The sequence below is a fragment of the Polaromonas sp. P1_E1_2 genome (assembly GCF_056406035.1).
The window spans coordinates 1-6,291 of sequence record NZ_JBFUAZ010000209.1; the positions used below are offsets into that span (position 1 = coordinate 1).

At 60.6% G+C, this 6,291-nt stretch carries 7 protein-coding genes; 6 read left to right on the top strand and 1 reads right to left on the bottom strand.

Annotation, left to right across the window (positions count from 1 at the left end; genetic code table 11):
• A partial coding sequence (locus AC1D1P_RS11520) for an FAD-dependent oxidoreductase (protein ID WP_477673064.1) occupies positions 1-1,283 on the bottom strand: 1,283 nt, incomplete at its 3' end.
• Positions 1,284-1,702: 419 nt separating this feature from the next.
• Between AC1D1P_RS11520 and AC1D1P_RS11525 the strand changes: the two genes are divergently transcribed.
• The 6 genes from AC1D1P_RS11525 to AC1D1P_RS11550 form a co-directional block, all read left to right on the top strand.
• Positions 1,703-2,125, top strand: a complete 423-nt coding sequence (locus tag AC1D1P_RS11525; RefSeq protein ID WP_007867167.1) for a rubrerythrin family protein — start codon at positions 1,703-1,705, stop codon at positions 2,123-2,125.
• 111 nt (positions 2,126-2,236) lie between these two features.
• Entirely contained in the window at positions 2,237-3,586 is a 1,350-nt protein-coding gene (locus tag AC1D1P_RS11530) for a (Fe-S)-binding protein (protein ID WP_477673065.1), read from the top strand.
• A gap of 9 nt (positions 3,587-3,595) precedes the next feature.
• On the top strand, positions 3,596-4,186 hold the full coding sequence (locus tag AC1D1P_RS11535) for a DUF3501 family protein (protein ID WP_477673066.1): 591 nt from the start codon (positions 3,596-3,598) through the stop codon (positions 4,184-4,186).
• Positions 4,187-4,269: 83 nt separating this feature from the next.
• The gene (gene yaaA, locus AC1D1P_RS11540) at positions 4,270-5,046 is read left to right on the top strand and encodes a peroxide stress protein YaaA (RefSeq protein WP_477673067.1); all 777 of its coding nucleotides are present in this window, start codon (positions 4,270-4,272) and stop codon (positions 5,044-5,046) included.
• 15 nt (positions 5,047-5,061) lie between these two features.
• A complete protein-coding gene (locus AC1D1P_RS11545) occupies positions 5,062-5,895 on the top strand; it encodes a 2OG-Fe(II) oxygenase (RefSeq protein ID WP_477673068.1) in 834 nt (277 codons plus the stop codon).
• Between the two features lie 133 nt (positions 5,896-6,028).
• Positions 6,029-6,291, top strand: a 263-nt coding sequence (locus AC1D1P_RS11550; protein ID WP_477673069.1) for an alpha/beta fold hydrolase, incomplete at its 3' end; no start/stop codon positions are given.

A 6,291-nucleotide genomic window follows, 5' to 3' on the forward strand; every position in this document is an offset into this window, starting at 1 on the left:
GTGCGAAACAGCCGCTCCGCGCCATCGGCCGGCCGCAGAAAGCGCGCGGTGCGGTTGGTGACCAGCACGTTGTGCTTCGCCGCCTCATGCCTTTCGTGGTGATAGCTGTCGAGCAATGCGGGCGCGGCGCGGCCTTGCAGCACAGCGGCCAGCTTCCACGCCAGGTTGTCGGCGTCCTGAACGCCCGAATTGCCGCCGCGTGCGCCGAAGGGGCTCATCACATGGGCCGCGTCACCGGCAAAGAACACGCGGCCATGGCGCAGCTTGTCGAGGCATTCGCTGCGGTAGGCATAGGGGCCGACCCAGACGATTTCATAGTCACCATCGTCCAGCACCTGTCCCGCCTGGCTTTTGAACTGCGCCTTCAGGCGGGCGCGCACCACGTCCTCACGGCTGACTTCTTCGGGGTTGGCGTGCGGCGGCATCTGGTAGTCGATGCGCCAGACACCGTCGGCCATCAGGTGTTGCCACACGGCGCGGCCTTCGTTAAAAGGTGCTTCGATCCAGGTATGGCGCTCCACCGGCGGCGGGTTTTTAAAGCGTACGTCGGCAATGCACCAGCGGTCGTCGCCCTTTTGCGCGGTGACCGTCGCACCGCACCAGGCGCGAAACGGGCTGCGCGAGCCCGTGCAATCGATCACATGTTCGGCCTGCAGGGTGTAGCTGCCCGCAGGCGTTTCAAGCTGCAGCGTCGCGAAGTCGTCGTTTTGCTCAAAGGCCGTGACGCGGTGGCTCCAGCGGAGATCAATGAGGCGGTCCTCAGGCGCGGGTCGGTAGAGCTGCTCCACCAGGAAGCCCTCGACATAAAACTGCTGGATATTGATAAAGGGCGGTTGCCGGCTCAGTGAATGCGTTTGCTGCTGGCGCAGGTCAAACGAATACACCTCGTCGGCGCCCGCAAAGGTGCGGCCCACGCTCCACTGCACCCCTTTGGCGGCGATGCGCTCGTAAATGCCCAGGCGCTTGAAGATTTCCAGGGTTTTCTGGGCATAACAAATGCCGCGCGACGACGCGCCCTTCACGCCCACGGTGTTGTCTTCGTCCAGCAGCAAGGCCTTGATGCCGTACTGCGCCAGCGCACAGGCCAGCGTCAGGCCGGTGATGCCGCCGCCAACGATGACGACGCCGTGCCGTTTGACCTCGCCTGTTTGCAGCTCGGGCGGTTCCACGAATGGGTATTCGGGCAGGGTGTAGCCCGTGCCTTGGGCAAATTCATAGCCGTTGGTGAACGCGGCCGGCAGTGTGGCCGCAGCGGCGCTGCCTTTTGTGCTTGTCTCCGGCATGGATTGTTCCTGCGGTTCTTACGTGTTTTAGGCGTTTTAGCCATACCGGTCAAGCGCAAGCAGCTATCAAAAGAGTAGCAAATGCGAGGCGCCGGCACGCGCTTTTCCTGGAGGCCCGGTGCGGTGGGCAACTCGGACAGTATTGTTTACCTATCCGTAATAAATTTACCATAACGTAATTGATACGATGAATTTGTCTGCCGTACGTCGCTGGCTATGGTTGCCCTTCTTTAATTTGTTAAATTTATTAATAATATTAATTTGATAGTTTTAATTAATGGCATGCATTGATTCCGGCAATTAGACGAATCCCTCCAACAGGTCTATGGTGTTTAGGTCTTCGGTCCTGCGCCAGAAGTCGGGCGTGGGTTTGAAGCATTGACGATTTGTTCGTTCATCAACCCACGAAGGAGATTTCCATGGCTGCTCTTAAAGGCTCCAGGACGGAAGAGAACCTGAAAGCCGCATTTGCCGGCGAATCACAGGCCAACCGCCGCTACCTGTATTTCGCGAACAAGGCCGACGTTGAGGGTCAACCTGATGTCGCGGCGCTATTCCGTTCCACTGCGGAAGGTGAAACCGGCCACGCCCACGGCCACCTCGAATGGCTGGAACAGTGCGGCGACCCCGCGACCGGCCTGCCGTTTGGCGCCACGCGCGACAACCTCAAGTCCGCTGTGGCTGGCGAAACGCACGAGTACACCGACATGTACCCCGGCATGGCCAAAACCGCACGCGACGAAGGCCATGATGAAGTGGCCGACTGGTTTGAAACCCTGGCCAAGGCCGAGCGTTCACACGCCAACCGCTACAGCAAAGCGCTGGCCGAACTGGTCGACTGACTGGACAAGCGTGTCCCTCGCTGCGCCGCGAGGCGTGGCGGGTTTTGGAAAAGATTTCGCACGAGAGTCTTTTCTCAAACCCCCACCTGAGATTCAAAAGAAGAGGCAAGCATGGCCACAGAAGGCAACCTCCAGGCGCCCACGCGCCACGCGATCGACTGGAAAAACCCGGACTTCTACAACGAAGACGCGGCCCTYCACGAGATGGAACGCATCTTCGACATCTGCCATGGGTGCCGCCGCTGCGTGAGTTTSTGCGGCGCYTTCCCYACGCTGTTTGACCTGGTCGACGAAAGCAAGACCGGCGAGGTTGATGGTGTGGACAAGAAGGACTACATGAAAGTGGTCGACCAGTGCTACATGTGCGACCTCTGCTACATGACCAAGTGCCCTTATGTGCCGCCGCACGAGTTCAACCTCGACTTTCCCCACACCATGCTGCGCGCCAAAGCCATCAAGTTCAAGAAGGGCGAAGTGGGTGCGGGTGAACGGTTTTTGTCGTCCACCGATGTGCACGGCCAGTTCGCGGGCATTCCCATCGTGGTCCAGGTGGCCAACGCGGTCAACAAAACCAAACCGGCCCGCGCCGTGATGGAAAAAGTGCTGGGCGTCGACAAAAACGCCTGGCTGCCCGACCTGGCCACGAAGAAATTCCGCTCAGGCGCGCTTGAGTCGCCACCGCATGCGGTGAAAGACGGCGCCAAGACGCCCGGCAAGGTCGTGATTTATTCCACCTGCTACATCAACTACAACGAGCCTGGCATAGGTGACGACCTGCTCAAGGTGCTGGACCACAACGAAGTGCCCTATGTGCTGGTCGAAAAAGAAAAATGCTGCGGCATGCCCAAGCTGGAGCTCGGCGACCTCGCTTCGGTGAACACCAGCAAGGAGGCCAACATCCCGGTGCTGGTGAAATACGCCAAAGAGGGCTACGCCATCCTGAGCGCCGTACCCAGCTGCACGCTGATGTTCAAGCAGGAGCTGCCGCTGATGTATCCCGACGATGCCGACGTGCAGCTCGTCAAGGAACACATGTGGGACCCGTTTGAATACCTGATGGCCCGCAAGCGCGACGGCCTGCTCAAGACCGAATTCAGCACGCCGCTGGGCAAGATCAGCTACCAGATCCCCTGCCATGGCCGCGTACAGAACATCGGCAAGAAAACCGAGGAAATGCTCAAGATGGTGCCGGGCACCAGTGTGCACACGCATGAGCGCTGCTCGGGCCACGCCGGCACCTTTGGCGTGAAGGTGCCMTACCACCAGCAGGCCATGAAGATCGGCAAGCCGCTTTTTAAAGCCATGGCCAGCCACAAAGACGGCGGCCTGCCTGACGTCATCAGCAGCGACTGCCCGCTGGGCGGCCACCACATCGCCCAGGGCTTTGACGTCAACAGCCTGGGTGCACCGCCGCAAAAGCACCCGCTCACGCTGATACGCACGGCCTACGGCCTGAAATGAGATCACACCATGAAGACCACCGGAAAGATCACCCGCGAATCCCTGATGACGCTGGAGGCCTACAGCAAATACCGCAAGGAGAACAAGCCGGCCATCATCGCCCACCGCAAGCTGCGCAGCGTGCGCCTGGGTGAGCACATCAACCTGCAGTTTGAAAGCGAAACCAGCATCCGCTACCAGATCCAGGAAATGCTGCGCGTCGAGAAAATCTTTGAAGAAGAGGGCATAGAGCAGGAGATCGAAGCCTATGCCCCATTGATGYCCGACGGCAGCAACTGGAAGGGCACACTGATGCTGGAGTACCCCGACGTCAACGAACGCAAGCGCGAACTGGCCCGGCTCATCGGTGTGGAAGACCGCATGTTCGTCGAAGTCGAAGGCCACAAGCGTGTTTACGCCATTGCTGACGAAGACATGGACCGCGAAAACGACGAGAAGACCTCGGCCGTGCACTTTGTGCGCTTTGAGCTGGACCCGGCCATGTGCGCGGCCGTCAAGGCAGGCGCCAGTGTCAAGCTCGGCTGCGACCACACGCATTACCCGGCGCATACGACGATTGCAGCGGAAACGCTCGCCTCTTTGGCCTGCGATCTGCAGTAGTTGAAGGTTCATGGCCGTGGCGCCATCCTCCTGTCGTAAAGTGGGGGTTTCGCCTTACTTGCCTTACCCCTACGACTCAAAGCATGCTGTTTCTCATCTCGCCGGCCAAATCCCTGGACTACGACACGCCGCCGCACGTCGCGACCCACACCCAACCCCTCTTCACCCGCCAGTCGGACCAGTTGATTGACGTGCTCAAAACACGGACCCCGCAGCAGATCAGCGAACTGATGAAGCTGTCAGATTCGCTCGCAGGCCTGAATGTCGCGCGCTACCAGGCCTGGTCGCCGAAATTCACCGCGAAGAATTCCAAACAGGCCGCGCTGGCATTTGACGGCGATGTGTATGGCGGCCTCGATGCAAAAACGCTAGGCGACGCACAACTCGCCTGGGCGCAGGAGCACGTTTGCATTCTGAGCGGCCTTTACGGCGTGCTGCGCCCGCTGGACCGCATGCAGCCCTACCGGCTTGAAATGGGCACGCCGCTGGCCACACCCCAAGGCAAAAATCTTTACCAGTTCTGGGGCTCACAAATCTCCGCCTACCTGAACGAGCGCGCCGCTGCCCACACCACACCGGTCATCGTCAATCTCGCCAGCGAGGAATACTTCAAGGCCGTGGACCGCAAGACGCTCAAGGCGCGCGTGGTGAGCTGCGTCTTTGAGGAATACAAGGCCGGCAAGTACAAGGTCATCAGTTTTTTTGCCAAGCGCGCCCGTGGGCTCATGGTGCGCCATGCGATTGAAAAGAAGCTGACTACCGTCAAGAAGCTCGAAGGCTTTGACGCCGAAGGCTACCGGTTTGACTCCAAAGTGTCCGAACCCGACCGGCTCGTGTTCCGGCGCAAGCAGGCCGCCTGAGCAGCCCAGTCCCGCATGAGCACGCCCGCCCGCACCGACCAGCAGCTCACGCCGGAAGTGCTGGCGTGGATGACGGCGCAGGCAAACCTCGGCCACTCCAGGGACGAGATATTTAACGCCATGCTGGCAGCCGGCTGGAGCCGCGACGCCGCCACGCGGGCGGTGCGGCTGACGCCCGAAGATCTCGCCGCAGTGGTTGTGCCTGCGCTGGCTTTGCCGGTCACCAACAACATGGTCGATGCCGGCGACAAGTGGGTGGAAATACTTTTTTTCGCCCAGGTGCCCAATGTCATCGTGCTGGGCAACCTGCTGGGCCCGAGTGAATGCGAGGCGCTGATGGAGGCCGCCCGGCCGCGGCTGGTACGTTCGCTGACGGTAGACACCAAGACCGGCGGAGAGGAGCTCAACCCTGACCGTACCAGCGAGGGCATGTTTTTCAGGCGCGCTGAAAACGCCGTGGTGCGCCAGGTGGAGGCGCGCATTGCCAGAATCTTCGGCTGGCCGCAGGAAAACGGCGAAGGGCTGCAGGTGCTCCACTACGGGCCTGGCACCGAATACAAGCCGCACTACGACTACTTTGACCCGACCGAACCCGGCACGCCCGCCATACTGCAGCGTGGCGGTCAGCGCGTGGCGACGCTCATCATGTACCTGCATGAGCCCGAGGAAGGCGGCGCCACGGTGTTCCCCGATATCGAGGTGCGGGTGGCGCCGCGGCGCGGCAATGCGGTGTTTTTCAGTTACCCGCAGGCACTGCCTTCCAGCCTCACGCTGCATGGCGGCGAGCCGGTTACCACTGGCGAGAAATGGATTGCCACCAAGTGGCTACGAGAACGCGAATTTGTTTAATACCCGTCTCATGGGGGCTACCACCCCAGGTGGGGCCGCGGAACTGGCTTTGCCAGGCCGCAGGCGCCCGTCCCCTGCAAGGGGAGAGGAGGCTACACGCAGTGAGCCTCAACAGGGGTGTACATAATCCACTATGAAAATCACCGCAAACAACATATCCATCGAGATTGAAGACACCCACCCAGGCGACGCAACCGGCCGGCCTGTGGTGTTGCTCATCATGGGGCTGGGCATGCAGCTGATTGCCTGGCCGCCGGCCATGGTGCAGGCAATTGCTGATGCGGGCTTTCGTGTGGTGCGCTTTGACAACCGCGATATCGGCCTTTCGCAGCACTTCGACTACCTCGGCTCGCCCAGCCTTTTGTGGGAGGGGCTCAAGTTCCGTATGGGCTGGCG

Excerpts from the sequence above, each read along its gene's own strand:
- AC1D1P_RS11545 (WP_477673068.1), top strand. The coding sequence starts at position 5,062 with ATGAGCACGCCCGCCCGCACCGACCAGCAGCTCACGCCGGAAGTGCTG.
- yaaA (WP_477673067.1), top strand. The coding sequence starts at position 4,270 with ATGCTGTTTCTCATCTCGCCGGCCAAATCCCTGGACTACGACACGCCG.
- AC1D1P_RS11525 (WP_007867167.1), top strand. The coding sequence starts at position 1,703 with ATGGCTGCTCTTAAAGGCTCCAGGACGGAAGAGAACCTGAAAGCCGCA.